The organism is Agromyces sp. G08B096, assembly GCF_040267705.1.
In the GTDB taxonomy this organism is placed as follows: domain Bacteria; phylum Actinomycetota; class Actinomycetes; order Actinomycetales; family Microbacteriaceae; genus Agromyces.
Window position 1 is genome coordinate 1,248,107 of sequence record NZ_CP158374.1, and the last position, 16,858, is coordinate 1,264,964.

The window sequence follows — 16,858 nt, forward strand, 5'->3', positions numbered from 1 at the left end:
TCGAATCGATTCGATACAGTCGTGGGCGGTGACTTCCCCCGCGCCCGTCGTGGAGCCCCCACCCGTCCTCACACCCACGCCTCCACCGAGAATCCACATGGCCAGAACCCTCACCACCGGCGCGCCGTGGCGCGTCATCACCGTCTTCGCGGTGCCCCTGCTCATCGGCAACGTCGTGCAGCAGCTGTACCAGATCGCCGACGCGATCGTCGTCGGTCGGCATCTCGGGGTCGACTCCCTCGCCGCCGTCGGGGCGACGGGCAGCCTGCTCTTCCTGCTGCTCGGGTTCGCCTGGGGGGTGACGTCGGGCTTCGCGATCCCGACGGCCCAGGCGTTCGGCGCCCGCGACCACGCCGCCGTGCGGCGCTCGGTGGCCATCGGCACGCTGCTCACGGGCGCCATGAGCGTCGTGCTCACGATCGGCGCGCCGCTGCTCGCCGGACCCGCGCTGCAGCTCATGCAGACGCCGGAGGAGCTGCTCCCCGAAGCGACGGTGTTCACCCAGGTGAGCTTCCTCGGCTCTGCCGCTGTCATGTTCTTCAACTACCTGTCGGCGATCATCCGCGCCGTCGGCGACTCGCGCACCCCGCTCGTCTTCCTCACGCTCGCGTGCGCGCTCAACGTCGCGCTGGTCCTCGTGATGGTCGGCGTGCTGGAGTGGGGCGTCGCGGGCGCTGCGCTCGCGACGGGCGTAGCCCAGGCGGTCTCCGTCCTGCTCTGTCTCGAGTACGTGCGCCGACGCCTGCCGATGCTGCATCTGCGGCGCGAGGACTGGCGATTCTCCCGGGCCGAGTTCTCCGAGCACCTCCGCGTCGGCCTCCCTATGGGGTTCCAGGCCTCGATCATCGCGATCGGCACGCTCACGGTGCAGGTCGCGCTGAACGAGCTCGGCGCCGGCGCGGTCGCCGCCTATACGACGGCCTCGCGGGTCGACTCGCTGGCGGTGGCGTTGCTGCAGTCCATCGGCCTCGCCGTGTCCATGTTCGCGGCGCAGAACCTCGGCGGCCGCCGGCCGGATCGCATCCGTCGCGGCGTCGTGCAGGCCGTCTGGATCTCGATCGGCGTGAGCGTCGTGCTCGGCGCCGTCCTGATCGCCTTCGGCGCCGACCTCGTGCGACTCTTCGTCGACGAGGGCTCCGACGCCGTCGTCGCGGACGCGGCGACGATGCTCGCGGTGAACGGATTCCTGTACGCCTCGCTCGGTGTGCTCTTCGTGCTCCGCGGGGCCCTGCAGGGGCTGGGGCACACCCTCGTGCCGACGCTCACGGGCGTCGTCGAGCTCGTGATGCGCGTGCTGGCCGCCATCGTGCTCGGCGCGGCGTTCGGCTTCGTCGGCGTGGTGTGGAGCAACCCGCTCGCCTGGCTCGGCGCGGTCGCGCTGCTCCTGCCGGCGTACCTCCGCGAGCACCGCAAGCTCGGGCGCATGCGCGTGGAGCCGCGGACCGCGACCCCGACGACGCCGATCGCGGTCGTCGGCCCCGTCGACGGCTCGATGACGGTCGACGCCGTCGTCACGGGGGCCATCCCGGTGCAGGCACCGGTCGACGCGGTTCGGTCGCCGTTCCGGCGCCGTGCGGCCCGGGCGGCCCGCCAGCGGTCGAAGAGCCGCTGAGGCCCGACCCCGGTCAGGCCAGACCCCGGTCAGGCCCGGCGGATCGCCTTCAGCACCCGGGCGAGCAGCAAGAACGGTCCGGCGAGCACGCGGAACTCGCCTCCCGTCCGGGGCAGCTGAAGCAGCCCCGTCGCCCGCGACACCGTGACGGGCTCGACGAACCGCAGCAGCCCTTCGCGGCCGTTGCGCCGGCCGACCCCCGACGCCTTGACGCCGCCCATCGGCGCGGCCACCGAGGAGAACGAGCCCCGGTAGCCCTCGCCGAGGTTCACGCTGCCGGCGGCGAGCGAGTCGGCGATCCGCCGCCCGCGCGACGTCGAACGCGTGAGCACCGACGCGTTCAGCCCGTACTCGCTCGCGTTCGCCGCGAGCACGGCCTCCTCGTCGCTGTCGACCACGTACAGCGAGGCGATCGCGCCGAACGTCTCCTCGCCGTACACGCGCATCTCGGGGGTGACCCCGGTGAGCACCGTGGGGGAGAAGCACCACGGCCCGACATCCGTGCGCGGTTCGCCGCCGACCAGCACGGTCGCGCCCTTCGCGACGGCGTCGTCGAGGTGGGAGCGCACCCGCTCGAGCTGCGCCGAACTCGCGAGCGAGCCGAAGTCCGACTCGAAGTCGAGCGAGGTGCCGATGCGGGCGTCGCGCAGCCGCGCCACGAGCGCGCGCTGGAACGGGCCCGCGATGCGCCGGTGGACGTAGATGCGCTCGATCGAGACGCAGAGCTGACCCATCGCGGCGAAGCACGCGTACGCGGCGTCCGCGGCGGCCTGTTCGGGGTCGACGTCGTCGAGCACGATCATCGCGTTCTTGCCGCCGAGTTCGAGCGAGGCGCCCACGAGACGGCGGCCGGCCTTCTCGGCGATGCGCCGCCCGGTCGCGGTGGAGCCGGTGAAGCAGATGTAGTCGACCTCGTCGGTGAGCGCTTCGCCGGCCTCGGCCGCCTCGCCGGCGACGACGGCCCAGAGCGCCTCGGGCACGCCCGCCTCGATGAACGCGCGCCGCAGCGCGAGGATCGACAGCGCGCCCTGGTCGTCGGCCTTCTGCACCACGGCGCATCCGGCCGCGAGCGCAGGCACGACGTCCATCGCGGCGAGGCTCAGCGCGTAGTTCCACGGCGTGATGACGCCGACGACGCCCTTCGGCGCGTAGCGCACGCGGGTCGAGACGACGAGCGGGATGCCCCCGCGTGCGCGCCGGCCACGCAGCGTCGCCGCGGCGGTGAGCGCGTTGTAGCGAGTCACGGATGCCGCTTCGAAGACCTCCTCGAGCGCCTGGCCGCGGGTCTTGCCGCTCTCGGTCTGGATGAGGTCGAGCAGCAGGTCGCTGCGCTGCAGGATCAGGTCGTGGGCGCGCAGCAGCACCCGGCGCCGGTGGGCGAAGCCGGCGCGTGCCCAGGCGAGCTGGGCGAGCCTCGCCCGCGAGACGGCGTCGCGCACGTCGTCTCCGCTCGAGCGCGGCAGGTCGTGATGCGGCTCACCCGTCGCGGGGACGGGCACGGAGATGGTGTCGGAGCCTGACGCGACCACATCGTCGGCGAGGCTCGCGAACAGGGCGGGGGAGGCCGTCTGGGCGCGCATGCGCACAGTCTAGGTCACCTGACCCACTTCGGCTCGGGGCATCCGCGCAGCCCTCGCTCGCGACCACTACACTGCCCCCATGACCGCACCGGAGCGTCCCCTCCCGCGCGGCGTCGTGGCGAGGTACGCGATCGGATCGATCGGCACCGGCGGGTTCGCGACGCTGCCCGGGCTCGTGCTCGTGTACTACCTGACCGACACGCTGGGCGTCGCCGCGCTCGCCGCGGGTCTGGTCGTGACGGCCGCGAAGGTGTGGGACGTGGTGATCGACCCGTTCATCGGCGAACGGAGCGATCGCGCGCTGGCCCGCACGGGCACCCGGCGCACGTGGATGCTCGCGGGTGCCGCACTGCTGCCCGTGGGCTTCGCGCTCACGTTCGCCGTTCCCGCCGGCATCGGCCCCGTCGGGTCGGCGATCTGGGTGTGCCTGGCGTTCCTCGCGACCGCCACGGCGTTCAGCGTCTTCCAGGTGCCCTACCTCGCGCTGCCGGCCGAGCTCACGGCGGGGTACGACGACCGCACGCGGCTGCTGACCTGGCGGGTCGTGGTGCTCACGGTCGCGATCCTCGCGTTCGGGGCGGGAGGTCCGGAGGTCCGTGCCGCGTTCGACGACGAGCACGTCGGCTACCTGGTGATGGCGATCGTCGCCGGCCTCGCGATCGGCGCCGGCATGCTGGTCGCGTCGACGACGGCGGTGCGCCGCGCGCCCCGACCCTCCGCGGCGGCCGGGGCGCCCGGCGGGGGCCTCCGTGACGGATACCGTGAGGGGCTCGACGCGCTCCGGCGCAGCGCCCCGTTCCGAGCGCTCCTCGCGACGTTCGTGCTGCAGGGACTCGCGACGGGGCTCATGCTCGCCGGCGCCCAGTTCGTGGCGACCTGGGTGCTGCGTTCGGAATCCGCCGTGACGCTGCTCTTCGTCGCGCTCATCGCGCCGGCGGTGCTCTGCGCGCCCCTCTGGGCCGCGCTCGCGCGGCGCGTCGGGAAGGAGAGCGGGTTCGCCATCGCGAGTTCCGTCTTCGCGGTCGCCGCCCTCTCCCTGGTCGGCATGCTGTGGACGCCGGGCGCGTGGGTGTACGTGCCGGTCGGCGTCGCGGGTGCCGCGTACGCGGGCATGCAGTCGCTGCCCATGGCCATGCTCCCCGATGTGATCTCGCACGACGCCGCACGGCACGGCGCCGACCGGGCCGGCAGCTTCAGCGGCGTCTGGACCGCGGGCGAGACGGCCGGCATGGCGCTCGGCGCGACGCTGCTGTCCATCGTGCTCGCCGTCACGGGCTACCTCGAGTCCACGGGGGCCGAGGTCGTCGAACAGGGCGCCGGCGCCGTCGCCGGCATCGTGATGAGCTTCAGCGTGCTGCCGGCCGCGCTCGTCGCCCTGAGCCTCATCGCGCTCCGCGGGTACCACCTCCGGCGCGACGACGTCGACGGCACCACCACCCCGGCGGAGCTCGCCGCCGATGCCGCGCCGGCGACGGGCGCACCCCAGGAAGGAAGCCGATGACCGAGCTGCGCCGCGACCCCGCCGCCATCCTGGAGGAACTCCGCGCCCTCCGCGACGCCGATGCGCCGACGCACGGCGGCCACATCCTCTCCTACGTGTACGACTCCGGCGTCGCAGAACTCGACGCGCTCGCGGCCGACGCCGCCCGGCTGGTGCAGCCGGTCAACGGGCTCGACCCGACGACCTTCACCTCGGTGGCCGCCCTCGAGTCCGCGGTCGTCGGGTTCGCCCGCGACGCGTTCAACGGCGATGACGAGGTCGTCGGTTCGGTGACGTCCGGCGGGACCGAGAGCTGCCTGCTCGCGGTGAAGTCGGCGCGCGACGCGTGGCGGGCGGCACGGGCCGGCACTCCCCGGACCCCGCGGCTCGTCGCCCCGGTCACGGTGCACGCGGCCTTCCAGAAGGCGGCCGCCTACTTCGGTCTCGCGCTCGATCTCGTGCCGGTCGACCCCGCGACGGGCAGCGCGCCGGTCGCGGCGATCGAGGAGCGGCTGGGCGACGACGTCGCGCTCGTCGTCGTGAGCGCCCCGTCGTATCCCTTCGCGACGATGGATCCGGTCGCCGACGTCGCGGCCGTCACCTTCCCGAGGGGCATCTGGCTCCACGTCGACGCGTGCATCGGCGGCTTCGCGCTCGCCTTCGGCCCGGAGCATCCCGGTGCGGCGCCCTGGGATTTCCGCGTCCCCGGCGTGACGACGCTGTCGGCCGACCTGCACAAGTACGGGTACGCCCCGAAGGGCGTCTCGGTGCTGCTGACGCGCGGACGCGACCGCCAGCGACGGCAGTACTTCGCGACGACGAGGTGGCCGGGCTACCCGGTGGTGAACCCCACGATGACCGGCTCGAAGCCGGCCGGCCCGCTCGCCGCCGCCTGGGCGATCATCCAGGCGCTCGGCGCCGACGGGTTCGCCGAGCTCGCGGCGCGCGCCGCGCTCGCCGCCGACGCGCTCCGTGAGACCGTCGAGGGCATCGAGGGGCTCCGCGTCGTCGGAGAGCCGGCCGGCCCGCTCCTCGCCGTCGCCACGGACGAGACGCTCGCCCCCGACCGCCGCGTCGACCCGCACCACTGGGCGGACGCCGCCCGCGCACTCGGCTGGCACCTGCAGCTGCAGCCGGGCCTGACCCAGGACGGAGCCGACCCGCTCCCGCGCACGACCCACCTCACGATCACGCCCGTCACCGCCGACGTGCTGGGCGAGCTTCGTCCCGCCCTGCGGGCCGCGGCCGACGAGGTGCGCGGGGTGCCCGCCGCGGACGGCCGGATGCTCCTCGCCGAACTCGCCGGCGGGCCGGAGGGCGCCGCGGCGCTCGCAACATCGGCGTCCGGGCTCGACAGCGACGGAGCGGCCCTGCTGCTCGCCTCGTTCGGTCTGCTCGGCGGGGCATCCGCGTTGCCCGATCGGATGGCGCCCGTGCTCGCACTGGTCGAGGCGCTGCCGCCCGAGCTGTCTGAGCGGCTGCTCGTCGAACTCCTCGCCCGGGTGGTCGAGCCGCCTGCGCGCGGCGGGAGCCGCTGAGTCCGGGGTCGGAGGTTCGCTGAGGCCAGGGTCCCGGCCTCGGCAAGCTCCGGCCGCGTCGGCCCGCCGCGGCCGACGCAGCCGCCCGCTCAGCTCGACGGCAGGCCGCAGCGCTCGGTGAAGTAGTCGAAGAGGTCCTGCTTCAGCGCGGGCCCGGACCGGACTTCGTAGAGTCCGCTCCACCCGTCGCTTGTGGTCACCTCGATGGGGATGATGGTGCCGCGCTTGTCCTCCGCACCGGCGTGGGGATCGCAGCGAGCCGGACGCACCGGCAGCTCGATGGTCGACGCCGACCCGCCGCCCTCGATGGTCGCGGTCACCGGCCAGTCGAGCCCGCCCTCCGCCGAGAGCAGGGTCGTGCCGAGCACCTGGTGCACCTCGACGCTGCCCTCGGCGCCGGCGACGGGCGCGACGGCGAGGTCGAGCACCGCTCGCCGCTCGGTGCCGGACCCCGTCGACCGCAGCCGTTCCGGAGGGGTGATCGCCACGATCTCCTCGACGGCCGCGGCGAGGCAGCCGGTGTGCTGCACGCGGGCGATCGTGTCGTACGGATCCGTCGCCGGCACGCGGCCGGCGACCGACGCATCACCGAGCTGGGCCTCGATGACGATCGACGGCGGGTCGGCCACCACCTCGTCGCAGGTCGGGCCGGGCAGGTCCATGCGGTAGGCGACCGAGCGGCCCGGCGGAACGCGTTTGGGCCCCTGGAGCTCGAGCTCGTCCTCCAGCCCGGCGGAGGCGACCGTCAACCGGTCGATCACGAGCGTCGTGTCCGCGCCGTTGTCGACCTGCACCACCAGCCGCCCGTCGACGACGTCCTGCCGGCTCTGCAGCACGCTCGCGGTGATCTCGCCGGGCACGGCTCCGTCTGGTTCGGCCGCGACGGCGCAGCCCGCGGTCACCGAGACGGCCGCGACGACGACCGAGGCCGCGAGACACCTCGTGCGGGTGACGGCGCGGCGGCGGGGCATCCGGTCACCGAACCGAGACGTCGAGTCGGCGGCCCTGCAGGGAGCGGGGACGGGCGGCGAGCGCGGCGGCGACCTGCTCGATCGCACGCGCCGCGGGGTCGTCGGGTGCGGTGGCGACGACCGGCGTGCCGGCGTCGCCGCCCTGCCGAAGCGCCACGCTGAGCGGCACGCTCGCGAGGAGGGGGACGGCCTCGGGCTGACCCTCGGAGAGCCGGCGGGCGACCTCGGCCCCGCCGCCGGCGCCGAAGAGGTCGATGAGCGCGCCGTCGGCGCTGGTGAACGCCGCCATGTTCTCCACCACGCCCACGACTCGCTGACCGGTCTGCCGTGCGACCACGCCCGAGCGCTCGGCGACGTCGGCGGCGGCCGGCTGCGGCGTCGTCACGACGACCACCTCGGCGTTCGGCAGCAGCTGCCCGAGCGAGATCGCGACGTCGCCCGTGCCGGGCGGCAGGTCGACCAGCAGCACGTCGAGGTCGCCGAAGTAGACGTCGGTGAGGAACTGCGACAGCGTGCGATGCAGCATCGGCCCGCGCCAGGCCACGGCGACGGATGACGCGCGCCCGCCGGGCTCGGCCGGTTCGACGAACATGCCGATCGAGATGACCTTCACGCCGTGGGCGACGGGCGGCAGGATCATGTCGTCGACCCGGGTCGGCCGCGCGGCGTTGCCGTGCTCGTCGACGAGGCCGAGGAGCGCGGGGATCGAGAAGCCGTGGACATCGGCGTCGACGAGCCCGACCGCCAGGCCGCGCGCCGCCAGGGCGACCGCGAGGTTCGCCGTGAGCGTCGACTTGCCGACACCGCCCTTGCCGCTCGTGATGGCGATCACCCGGGTCAGCGTGCCGGGGCCGAACGGGTTGCCGCGCGCCGCGCGTCCGCCGCGGAGACGCTCGGTGAGCGCCGCCCGCTGCTCCGGCGTCATCACCGAGAGCACCACCTCGGCGTTGCCCCGGCCGACGACCGTCTCGGCCGCCTCCCGGGCGTCGCGCTCGATGCGATCGCTCGCGGGGCATCCGACGATCGTGAGGCGCACGTCCACCCTGACCCGGCCCGCGTCGTCGGCCGTGACACCGCCGACCATGTCGAGCTCGGTGATCGGTCGGCGGATCTCGGGGTCGACGACCGCGCCGAGGGCGGCGTGCACCCTCGCCTCGAGCGATGCGCGGTCGGGCGCCGGGTCAGGAAGCGGGGGCAGGGGCACGCTCGGCGTCCTCCTCCTCGTCGCGACGGTCGAGCTCCTCCAGCACCTGCCGGAGCTCGGCGCGGATGAACTCCTTCGACGCGAGATCCTTCACGGCGAGCCGGAGCGCCACGACCTCGCGGGCGAGGTACTCGGTGTCGGCGAGGTTCCGCTCGGCGCGCTGGCGGTCCTGCTCGATCTGCACGCGGTCGCGATCGTCCTGCCGGTTCTGCGCGAGCAGAATGAGGGGCGCCGCGTACGACGCCTGCAGCGACAGCACGAGCGTCAGGGCGATGAACCCGTAGTCGGCGCGGTCGAACTGCCACTCGGCGGGAGCGAGCGTGTTCCACAGCATCCACACGAGCACGAACAGCGACAGGCCGAGCAGGAACCAGGGGGTGCCCATGCCGCGCGCGACCCACTCGGTGAACCGGCCGAACCGGTCGCGGTCGCCTGAGCCCCGGAAGGCGGGCGATCGCCGCATGCCCTTCGGGGTCTCGAATCGCCGGTCGTCGACGTCAGCGCGTGCCATCTCCTGCCCTCCTTCCGTGGTGGATCGGGATGCTTCCCGTCGCCAGCTGTGCGCGCGCGGTCGCGCGCCTGGTCACCTCGTCCTCCTCGGGATGACTTCGCCAGTCGTCGGGCAGGAGGTAGTCGAGGACGTCGTCGATGGTCACCACCCCGACGAGTCGGTGCTTCTCGTCCACGACCGGCACGGAGACCAGGTCGTAGCTGGCGAGGATGCGGCTCACCTCGGCGGCCGACGTGTCGGCGGTGACCGGCTCGAGGCCCTGGTCGATGAGCGAGCCGAGGCGCTCGTGCGGCGGGTAGCGGAGCATCCGCTGGAAGTGCACGACGCCGAGGAACCGGCCGGTGGGCGGCTCGTAAGGCGGGAGGGTCACGCACACGGCGGCGCCGAGCGCCGGCGGGAGGTCGTGCCGGCGGATGAGCGCGAGCCCCTCCGCGACGGTCGCGTCCGCGGACACGATGATGGGCTCGGTCGTCATGAGGCCGCCGGCCGTGTCCGGACCGTACGCGAGGAGGAACCGGACGTCCTCCGCCTCCTCCGGCTCCATGAGCTCGAGCAGGTGCTCGCCGCGCTCCTCGGGCAGCTGGGCGATGAGGTCGGCGGCGTCGTCAGGCTGCATGTGATCGAGCACGTCGGCGGCGCGGTCGTCGCCGAGGCCGGCGAGGATGTCGACCTGGTCGGACTCGGGCATCTCCTCGAGCACGTCGGCGAGACGGTCGTCTGGCAGTTCCTCGGCGACCTCCTGCCGGCGCTGCGGCGGCAGGTCGAGCAGGGTGTTCGCGAGGTCCGCGGGCTTCAGCTCCGAGTAGGTGGCGATGAGCTGTTCGGCCGACTGCGCCTGACCGGCCTGCGCGGCCTCGCGCACCTCGCGCCACGTCACGTACGCCGACGGGCCCTTCGAGAAGGGCGATGCGCCCTTGGGGCGGCGCACGAAGAGCTGGGAGACCTCCCACTCGCCGGGCTCCTGCTCCTCGATCGCGACATCCTCGATGGTCGCCTCGCCTGAGCCGTCGTTGAAGGCGACCTTGCGGCCGAGCATCTCGGCGATGACGCGCACCTCGCCGCCGCGCTGCTCGAATCGGCGCAGGTTGATGAGCCCGGTGGTGATGATCTGCCCGCCGCCGATGGAGGTCACGCGGCCGATGGAGAGGAACACGCGGCGTTTGCCGGGGATCTCGACGATGAGCCCCACGACGCGCGGCGCGTCGGACTTGCGGTAGACGACGAGCACGTCGCGCACCCGGCCGACCCGATCGCCTGCGGGGTCGAAGACGGCGCACCCGGCGAGTCGGGCGACGAAGACTCTCGTGGCGCTCACGCCTACCAACTTAGCCCCCGACAGCTGGAATCCGGCCGCGACCGCAGCCCCCGTGGGACAATGACCCGATGAGCACTCCGAGCCCGTTCGGCGGCCGCGCCGCCCAGGCGTTCCCGACCCTTCCGAAGGGCGAGACCGTCGCGAGTTTCGAGACCTATCAGGAGGCGCAGGCGGCGGTCGACCGTCTCGCGAAGGCGGAGTTCCCGGTGAAGGAGCTGTCGATCGTCGGCACCGACCTGACGAGCGTCGAGCGCATCACCGGCAAGCTGACGTGGGGTCGGGCGGCCGGCGCCGGCGCGCTGTCGGGCGCCTGGTTCGGCCTGTTCCTCGGTCTGCTGTTCTTCATCTTCTCGCCGACGGGTGCGGGGCTCGGCATCCTCGCCTCCGCGGTCCTCATCGGCGCGGGATTCGGCATGATCTTCGGCCTCGTCTCCTACTCCGCCAACCGGCGCCGGCGCGACTTCACCTCCGTCATGCAGGTGCTGGCCACGCGGTACGCGATCATCGCCGACCCGGCGCACGTCTCGCGAGCCCGCGACGTGCTGGGCGTCGACGCCCCGGCCGCGCCGCCTTCGGCGCCGACCTCGTCGGCGTCCTCCACAGCCGGTACCGGCGAGGCGGCCCCGCGGACGTACGGCGAGGCGACGGATGCCGCGCGCCGGGCCCGCGCGGCGGCCGAGGCAGCGGAGGCCGCGCCGGCGCGCCCGCGGTACGGCGAGCTGGCTCCCGAGCCGGGAGACGCCTCCGACCACGGCCCCGAGGCCACGGACGGCCGCGCCGCGGACGGCGGCGCCACACACGGCAGCGCGGCGGACGGCGGCGCCACGGGGCGCGAGCGCACGACCGGCGGTACGGGCGACGCCGACGGGCGCTGAGGCATCCGGCTCCCAGCCCTCGGTCGGATTCGCCGCCTATCGTCTCCCGCATGGTGAGCGAGGAGGAGCTCCGCCGCGACATCGCGAACGGTGAGCGACGCGACCGGCCCGTGCGCGTGGCGCTCCGGCGCCTCCGCGCCGGCATCGACCGGCATCCGCGGCTCCGGACGGTCTACCGTGCCGGCGTCGGCGTCCTCGGCGGCGTGATCGCGGTCGGCGGCCTCGCGCTCGTCCCGCTTCCGGGTCCGGGCTGGCTCGTCGTCTTCCTCGGCCTCGCCATCCTCGGCACCGAGTTCGCCTGGGCGAGGCGCGCCGCCGTCTTCATCAAACGGGCGCTCGACCGGTTCTGGACGTGGTGGCGCGCGAGACGCGCCCGCCGCGCCGAGAACTCCGGCTGACGCCCGTCGGCCCGATCAGCGGCGCCGTGCGCCCGCTGACCGGCCGAGCGGTCCCGATCAGCGCTGCGCCTGGCGCACCCACGCCTCGACCTCGTCGGCCGTGCGCGGGATGCCCGCCGACAGGTTCTCCGCGCCGTCGGCCGTCACGAGGATGTCGTCCTCGATGCGCACGCCGATGCCGCGGAACTCCTCGGGGACCGTGAGGTCGTCGGGCTGGAAGTAGAGACCCGGCTCGATGGTGAAGACCATGCCGGCCTCCAGCACGCCGTCCATGTACAGGTCGCGGCGCGCCTGCGCGCAGTCGTGGACGTCGAGTCCGAGGTGGTGGCTCGTGCCGTGCACCATGTAGCGGCGGTGGAACTGGTTCGAGGGGTCGAGCGATTCCTCGGCCGACACCGGCAGGAACCCCCACTCGGCCGTGCGACGGGCGATGACCTGCATCGCGGCGGCGTGGATCTCGCGGAAGACGATGCCGGGTCGCACGATCGCGAACGCCGCGTCGGCCGCCTCGCGGACCGCCTCGTAGACCTGCCGCTGCACGTCGGAGAAGGTGCCGTTCACCGGGAACGTGCGGGTGATGTCGGCCGTGTAGTACGAGTCCATCTCGACGCCGGCGTCGAGGAGCACCAGGTCGCCGGGCACCACGGGCCCGTCGTTGCGAGTCCAGTGCAGGATCGTGGCGTGGGGACCGGCCGCGGCGATGGAGCCGTAGCCGACGTCGTTGCCGTCGAGGCGCGCCCGCGTGGCGAACACGCCCTCGATCACCCGCTCGCCGCGCACCTCGGCCGTGATCCGGGGCAGCTCGGAGAGCACCTCGGTGAAGCCGCGGCTCGTGGCCTCGACGGCGGCGCGGAGCTCGGCGATTTCGAAGTCGTCCTTCACGAGGCGGAGTTCCGAGCAGACCCGCGCGAGCTCGCCGTCGGGCTCGTGGTCGGCACCGACCTCGAGGCTGAAGGGCGCGTCCTGGGCGTTCGTCGAGAGCGCCTCCTCCGCCGCGAACCGGATCCGGGCGTGGTCGACGCGCTCGGTCAGCGCGGCATCCGCCTCGCGGAGCACGAGGGTCGCGGTGTCGACGCGGTCGATGACGGCGTCGAACTCGCCGATGTCGCGCGTCGCGACGCCGAGGTCGGCCGCGACGTGCGCGAGCGACGGACGGGGGCCGATCCAGAACTCGCCGATCGCCGGGTTGGCGTAGAACTCGTCGGAATCGCGGCCAGCACGCTCGCGGAAGTAGACGGTGGCCAGGTGGCCCTCGCCGCCCTCGGGCTCGAGGACGAGCACGGCGCCCGGCTCGGAGTCCGATCCCCAGCCGGTGAGGTGCGCGAACGCCGAGTGCGCACGGAACGGGTACTCGGTGTCGTTCGCCCGCTGCTTGAGGTCGCCGGCGGGGATGATGAGCCGCTGGCCGGGGAAGGCCTGGGAGACCGCGGCGCGCCGCGCCGCCGCGTAGGCCGCCTGAGCGCGTGCGGGCGGGAGCGCTTCGTCGCGCTCCGCCCAGCCGCTGCTGATGAAGTCCTTGAACCGCTCGGAACCGGGCGTCGTCGAACGGTTCGCGTTGCGGTCGCGCTCGTCGGTCGCCGTCTCGGTCAGCTCGGGCTCGACGGGCGCGGTGGAGGTGTCGGTGGTCTCGGACATGGCATCCATTCTCGCACCGCCCGCTGGCCGGTGGCGCGGCGTCGGGCCGTCAGCCCGCGCGCACCAGCGTCGCGACGATCGGCCGGTGGTCGCTGCCGGCGTCGTCGAACTCGCCGAGGACCCGGAAGCTCGCGACCTCCCAGTTCGGCGTGGCGAGCACGTGGTCGATCGGGCTGCCGAGGACGGGGGGCAGATCCGTCGGCCACGTCCCGAGCCCGGCGGCGCCGCCCGCCCGCGCCGCGTCGCTGCAGCGACCGAGATCTCCGCCGTCGACGCCGCGGCCGGCGAAATGATCGAGCGTGGCGTTGAAGTCGCCGGCGAGGATGACGTCCTCGCCGGTGCAGAGACCGGCCAGGTAGTCGAGGTCGCTCCGCCAATTGCGCAGCTCCCACCGGATCGGCGCGACCGCGTGCACGGCGACGATGCGGGGGCCGTCGCCGTCGACCGGTTCGGCCACCACGGTCGGCAGGGTGTTCGTATTGCCCGGAGGGCCAGGCCACTCCGCCGACACCACCTCGTAGTCGCCGAGGTCTGGGCTGATCAGCAGCGTCGTCGATCGTGCCTTCGCGATGTCGTCGAAGGCGAGCGTGTGCACCCACATCGGCCGCCCGCCGTCGCGCATCGCGACCGCGACGTCCTCGCCGAGCGGGTCGGTGGTCTCGGGCAGCGAGATCACGTCGGCGCCCTCCCGCAGCGCGAGATCGGCGATGGTCTGCGCGTCGGGGACCTCGCCGAGCGTGTTCCAGGCGAGCACCGTCACCGCGTCGGCATCGGATGCCTCGGCCGGTGCCGCGCTCGAGCCGAGCCCGCGCATGGCGAGCACGGCCACGTTGCCGGCCGCGAACAGCGCGAGCACGCTCGCCATGGCGATGCCGAACCGGCGCGTCCGGCGGGGAAGTGCCAGCAGCGCGAAGAGCGCCGCCGCGGCGATCCCGGCGGCCGCTGCCGAGCCGCGGAGCGCGACCACGTGCGCGGAGATCCACTGGTTCTGCAGCCCGAACGCCTGCGGCCACACGAGGATCGCCGCGATGGCGGCGGTGACGACGACGGCGGCCCAGCCGAGGATGCGGGGGAGCATTCTTCCCACCCTAGCCACCAGAACGGGGCACGTCCGGGGCCGGGCGCTGGCGATCGCCTGGGAGTCGGCCGGGAGCCCGCTTGTAGCATGAGGGGATGCGTGCAGACGGGACCCGGGCCATCGGCGAAGCCGACCTGCACGTGCACTCGGTGGTGTCGGACGGCACCGAGACGCCGGGCGCACTCCTCGCGGAGGCGGCATCGATCGGGCTCGGCGCGATCGCGCTCACCGATCACGACTCGACCGCCGGATGGGCCGAGGCCGCCGCCGCGGTGCCCGGCACGGGCGTGGCGCTCATCCCCGGCATGGAGCTGTCCACGCGCGAGGGGTTCACCAGCGTGCATATGCTGGCCTACCTCGTCGACCCCCTCGATGAGGGCCTGATCGCCGAGACCGCACGTATCCGTGAGTCCCGCCTCACCCGTGCGGAGGAGATCGTCCGCCGCATCTCGCGCGACTACGACCTCAGCTGGGACGACGTGCTCGCCCAGACCATCGAGGGCACCACCATCGGTCGCCCGCACATCGCCGACGCGCTGGTCGCAAGGGGCCACGTGGCCACGAGGTCGGCGGCGTTCTCCGGCATCCTGCACCCGCGGGCCGGATACGCCCAGCCGCACTACGCCCCCGACCCGCTCACCGCGGTGCGCCTCATCCGGGCCGCCGGCGGGGTCCCCGTGCTCGCACACCCGGGAACGAGGGGCGCGGAGCGGGTCATCCCGGAGGAACGGCTCGCCCAGCTCGTGGACGCCGGACTCTTCGGCCTCGAGGTCGACCACCCCGAGAACCGGCCCGACGCCAAGCCGCGCCTGCGGCAGCTCGCCGAGCGGTTCGGCCTCGCGGTCACCGGGTCGAGCGACTACCACGGGTCGGGAAAGCCGAATCGGCTGGGGGAGTGCCGGACGAGCGCCGACGTCGTCGCCCGGCTCGTCGCGGAGGGCACGGGCTCGGCGCCCGTGCTGCCGTAGCGGCGGCGTCCACCGCCAGCCACTCCGGGAATCCGCCGTCGATGCCCCGCGTCAGCCGGGCACCGACGACGCTGCGTCTCAGCCCTGCTGCGCGGGCGCGGCCTGACCGCCACCCGACGACGAGCCCCGGCGGCGGCGGCGCCGGCGGGGCGCCGCGGCGTTGCCGTCGTGGTGCTCTCGGCCCGCGCCGTCGTGCGTGCCGGAGCCCGGGGCCTTGGTCTCGGCGTCCGCCGAGCCGGCCTCCCGCGAGGACGCCCTGCTCTGGTCGGCCGTGGCCGACGAGGCATCCGTCTCGGGTCGCCCGCCGCGGGTCCGGCGTCGCGACCGGCTGCGCGAGGACCGCTCGCCCGACTCGCCGGCGTCGCCCTCACGGCGCTCGCCGCTCCGGCCGGAACGCTCCCGGCCGGACTCGCCGCGGCCCGACTCGCTGCGCCCGGCCGTCGCGGCCCGCGGGGCCGCGGCGGCGGGCTTCAGCCGCCCCTTCGTGCCCTCGGGGATGTCGAGGTCGGTGTAGAGGTGCGGGCTCGACGAGTACGTCTCGACCGGCTCGGGCTGGCCGAACTCGAGCGCCCGGTTGATGAGCGCCCACTTGTGCAGGTCGTCCCAGTCGACGAAGGTGACCGCGATGCCCGTCTTGCCGGCACGTCCCGTGCGACCCGCGCGGTGCAGGTACGTCTTGTCGTCGTCGGGGATCGTGTGGTTGATGACGTGCGTCACATCGTCGACGTCGATGCCTCGCGCCGCGACATCCGTGGCGATCAGCACGTCCTTCTTGCCGGCCTTGAACGCGGCCATCGCGCGCTCGCGCTGATCCTGGTTCAGGTCGCCGTGCACGGCCGCGGCGTTGAAGCCGCGGTCGTTCAGCTCCTCGACGAGCTTCGCCGCCGCCCGCTTCGTGCGCGTGAAGATGACGGTCTTGCCGCGGCCCTCGGCCTGGAGGATGCGGGCGATCACCTCGTCCTTGTCGAGCGAGTGCGCCCGGTAGACGAGATGCTTGATGTTCGCCTGCGTCAGCCCCTCATCGGGGTCGTTCGCGCGGATGTGGATCGGCTTCGACATGAAGCGGCGCGCGAGCGCGACGATCTGGCCCGGCATCGTGGCCGAGAACAGCATGGTGTGCCGCACCGCCGGCGTCTTGGAGAAGAGCTTCTCGATATCGGGCAGGAAGCCGAGGTCGAGCATCTTGTCGGCCTCGTCGAGCACCATCTCCTGGACCTGCCCGAGGTTCAGCAGCCGCTGGCTCGCGAGGTCGAGGAGACGCCCGGGCGTGCCGACGACGATCTGCGCGCCGGCTTTGATCTGCTCGATCTGCCCCTCGTACGCCTTGCCGCCGTAGATCGCGACGACCTTCGTCGGGCGGTTCGAGGTCGCGAGCTCGAGGTCTTCGGTGACCTGGACGCACAGCTCGCGCGTCGGCACGACGACGAGCGCCTTCACGCCGGGCTCGGGGTCGTCGCCCAGCCGCTGGATGAGCGGCAGGCCGAAGCCGAAGGTCTTGCCGGTGCCGGTCTTGGCCTGGCCGATGATGTCCTGCCCGGAGAGGGCGAGGGGGATGGTCTGCTCCTGGATGGGGAAGGCATCGACGATGCCCTTCCCGGCGAGTGCGTCGACGATGTCTGACGCCACGCCGAGTTCGGTGAACGTGGTCACGGGAAGTTTCCGCCTGTCGGTCTTGCTCGGGTGCGCCCTGATC

At 73.6% G+C, this 16,858-nt stretch carries 14 protein-coding genes; 6 read left to right on the plus strand and 8 right to left on the minus strand.

Annotation, left to right across the window (positions count from 1 at the left end; genetic code table 11):
- Positions 1-97 precede the first annotated feature (97 nt).
- On the plus strand, positions 98-1,612 hold the full coding sequence (locus ABIQ69_RS06165) for an MATE family efflux transporter (RefSeq protein WP_350349498.1): 1,515 nt from the start codon (positions 98-100) through the stop codon (positions 1,610-1,612).
- 29 nt (positions 1,613-1,641) lie between these two features.
- Here ABIQ69_RS06165 and ABIQ69_RS06170 read toward each other — a convergent pair whose 3' ends face one another.
- On the minus strand, positions 1,642-3,192 hold the full coding sequence (locus tag ABIQ69_RS06170) for a succinic semialdehyde dehydrogenase (protein WP_350349499.1): 1,551 nt from the start codon (positions 3,190-3,192) through the stop codon (positions 1,642-1,644).
- A gap of 79 nt (positions 3,193-3,271) precedes the next feature.
- On the opposite strand from ABIQ69_RS06170, the gene ABIQ69_RS06175 reads away from it, so the two are divergent.
- A complete protein-coding gene (locus tag ABIQ69_RS06175) occupies positions 3,272-4,693 on the plus strand; it encodes an MFS transporter (protein WP_350349500.1) in 1,422 nt (473 codons plus the stop codon).
- Positions 4,690-6,210, plus strand: coding sequence for an aminotransferase class V-fold PLP-dependent enzyme (locus ABIQ69_RS06180; RefSeq protein WP_350349501.1), 1,521 nt, complete (start codon positions 4,690-4,692; stop codon positions 6,208-6,210). The genes ABIQ69_RS06175 and ABIQ69_RS06180 overlap by 4 nt, the downstream gene beginning before the upstream one ends.
- Positions 6,211-6,299: 89 nt before the next feature.
- Here the strand turns inward: ABIQ69_RS06180 and ABIQ69_RS06185 are convergent, their stop codons facing one another.
- Genes ABIQ69_RS06185 through ABIQ69_RS06200 form a run of 4 tightly spaced genes read right to left on the minus strand, consistent with a single transcriptional unit; the run spans position 6,300 to position 10,211 of the window.
- The gene (locus ABIQ69_RS06185) at positions 6,300-7,181 is read right to left on the minus strand and encodes a hypothetical protein (RefSeq protein ID WP_350349502.1); all 882 of its coding nucleotides are present in this window, start codon (positions 7,179-7,181) and stop codon (positions 6,300-6,302) included.
- A 4-nt stretch (positions 7,182-7,185) separates the two neighbouring features.
- Positions 7,186-8,379 carry a P-loop NTPase gene (locus ABIQ69_RS06190; protein ID WP_350349970.1) on the minus strand — a complete coding sequence of 398 codons (1,194 nt, stop codon included), beginning with the start codon at positions 8,377-8,379 and terminating at the stop codon, positions 7,186-7,188.
- Positions 8,363-8,896 carry a DUF1003 domain-containing protein gene (locus ABIQ69_RS06195; RefSeq protein WP_350349503.1) on the minus strand — a complete coding sequence of 178 codons (534 nt, stop codon included), beginning with the start codon at positions 8,894-8,896 and terminating at the stop codon, positions 8,363-8,365. Before ABIQ69_RS06195 ends, ABIQ69_RS06190 begins: the two co-directional genes overlap by 17 nt.
- Positions 8,883-10,211: a CBS domain-containing protein gene (locus ABIQ69_RS06200; RefSeq protein ID WP_350349504.1), complete on the minus strand. Its 1,329-nt coding sequence runs from the start codon at positions 10,209-10,211 to the stop codon at positions 8,883-8,885. Before ABIQ69_RS06200 ends, ABIQ69_RS06195 begins: the two co-directional genes overlap by 14 nt.
- A 68-nt stretch (positions 10,212-10,279) precedes the next feature.
- Between ABIQ69_RS06200 and ABIQ69_RS06205 the strand changes: the two genes are divergently transcribed.
- Together ABIQ69_RS06205 and ABIQ69_RS06210 are read left to right on the plus strand one after the other, a co-directional pair.
- Positions 10,280-11,086: a general stress protein gene (locus ABIQ69_RS06205; RefSeq protein WP_350349505.1), complete on the plus strand. Its 807-nt coding sequence runs from the start codon at positions 10,280-10,282 to the stop codon at positions 11,084-11,086.
- A 50-nt stretch (positions 11,087-11,136) separates the two neighbouring features.
- Positions 11,137-11,484, plus strand: coding sequence for a TIGR02611 family protein (locus ABIQ69_RS06210; protein ID WP_350349506.1), 348 nt, complete (start codon positions 11,137-11,139; stop codon positions 11,482-11,484).
- Positions 11,485-11,541: 57 nt separating this feature from the next.
- Here the strand turns inward: ABIQ69_RS06210 and ABIQ69_RS06215 are convergent, their stop codons facing one another.
- Entirely contained in the window at positions 11,542-13,119 is a 1,578-nt protein-coding gene (locus tag ABIQ69_RS06215) for an aminopeptidase P family protein (protein WP_350349507.1), read from the minus strand.
- A gap of 49 nt (positions 13,120-13,168) precedes the next feature.
- Entirely contained in the window at positions 13,169-14,197 is a 1,029-nt protein-coding gene (locus ABIQ69_RS06220; protein WP_350349508.1) for an endonuclease/exonuclease/phosphatase family protein, read from the minus strand.
- A gap of 95 nt (positions 14,198-14,292) precedes the next feature.
- On the opposite strand from ABIQ69_RS06220, the gene ABIQ69_RS06225 reads away from it, so the two are divergent.
- Positions 14,293-15,165: a PHP domain-containing protein gene (locus ABIQ69_RS06225; protein WP_350349509.1), complete on the plus strand. Its 873-nt coding sequence runs from the start codon at positions 14,293-14,295 to the stop codon at positions 15,163-15,165.
- Positions 15,166-15,243: 78 nt separating this feature from the next.
- Here the strand turns inward: ABIQ69_RS06225 and ABIQ69_RS06230 are convergent, their stop codons facing one another.
- Entirely contained in the window at positions 15,244-16,815 is a 1,572-nt protein-coding gene (locus ABIQ69_RS06230; protein WP_350349510.1) for a DEAD/DEAH box helicase, read from the minus strand.
- Between the last annotated feature and the right edge of the window lie 43 nt (positions 16,816-16,858).